This is a genomic window from Microcoleus sp. S28C3, assembly GCF_036700785.1.
In the GTDB taxonomy this organism is placed as follows: domain Bacteria; phylum Cyanobacteriota; class Cyanobacteriia; order Cyanobacteriales; family Microcoleaceae; genus Microcoleus; species Microcoleus asticus.
This window is the reverse complement of sequence record NZ_JAUBPO010000310.1, coordinates 1-1,021: the sequence shown is the minus strand read 5'-3', so window position 1 is coordinate 1,021 and position 1,021 is coordinate 1. Positions and strand designations below refer to the sequence as shown.

At 38.6% G+C, this 1,021-nt stretch carries 1 protein-coding gene; it reads left to right on the top strand.

The genetic code is table 11. The annotated features are described in order from the left end of the window. Positions 1-56: 56 nt before the first annotated feature. Complete coding sequence (locus QUA13_RS32620) at positions 57-1,004, top strand: IS630 family transposase (RefSeq protein WP_333205258.1); 948 nt, start codon at positions 57-59, stop codon at positions 1,002-1,004. Positions 1,005-1,021 lie beyond the last annotated feature (17 nt).

The window sequence follows — 1,021 nt, the reverse complement described above, 5'->3', positions numbered from 1 at the left end:
TACAGCAGATTGCAGGTAAATAGAGTACACTTAAAATAAGTATAGCAGTAGCAGTAATGAAACCATTACCAATCGAACTTCGAGAAAAAGTAGTCAAAGCCTACGAGCAGGGCAACACATCAATTAGAAAACTAGCTGCTAGATTTGATGTTAGTAAATCTTTTGTCGAGCGACTACTAAAACGCAAACAAATTACAGGAGATATTCAACCCCTCCGTCAAGGTGGAAGTCTCAAAAGTGAGTTGAATAGATACTCAAGCCAACTCTGTGAGCTGGTAGAAAAATATCCAGATAGCACGTTGTCAGAATATTGTGAATATTGGGGTAATATGTACGGGCAATGGGTAAGTCCTAGTACCATGTGCCGAGAATTAAAAAGGCTGGGACTAACTCAAAAAAAAAAGACACTACTCAGTAGTCAAGCGGCAACAGACCGGGTGCAAAAATTAAGAGGAGAATACTGGGAAAACGTGAAGAATATAGCTCCCGAGAACCTGGTTTTTCTTGATGAAATGGGGGTTTTACTCGGTTTGACTAGAAATTATGCTCGCTCACCTCACGGTACGAGAGTATCTGATTTAAAACCATTTTATCGGGGTGCGAAAATCACAGCAATTGGAGCTATTAGTATTAAAAAAGTGTTGGCACTAATGACGATGAATGACTCAATGGATGGCAAAGCATTTGAAGTGTTTATAGAAAAGTTTTTAGTGCCGGAACTTTGGGTAGGAGCGGTAGTAGTAATGGATAATCTGCCAGCACATAAAATGGCTTCTATTGCACCTATGATTGAAGCAGTTGGTGCAAGTATTATTAACTTATCACCGTATTCTCCCGATTTTAATCCCATTGAATTATGGTGGTCACAACTTAAGTCTTTTCTGCGTAAGTTTTCTCCAGCTACCACAAAAATGATTGATACCTTAATTGCCGTCGCACTAGATTTAATAAATCCTCAACATTTAAAAAACTGGTTTACTAAATGCTGTTACTGTCATCTATAAACCTGCAATCTGCTGTA

Bases quoted from the DNA above. Each gene is read 5' to 3' on its own strand.
- QUA13_RS32620 (WP_333205258.1), top strand. From the start codon at position 57: ATGAAACCATTACCAATCGAACTTCGAGAAAAAGTAGTCAAAGCCTAC.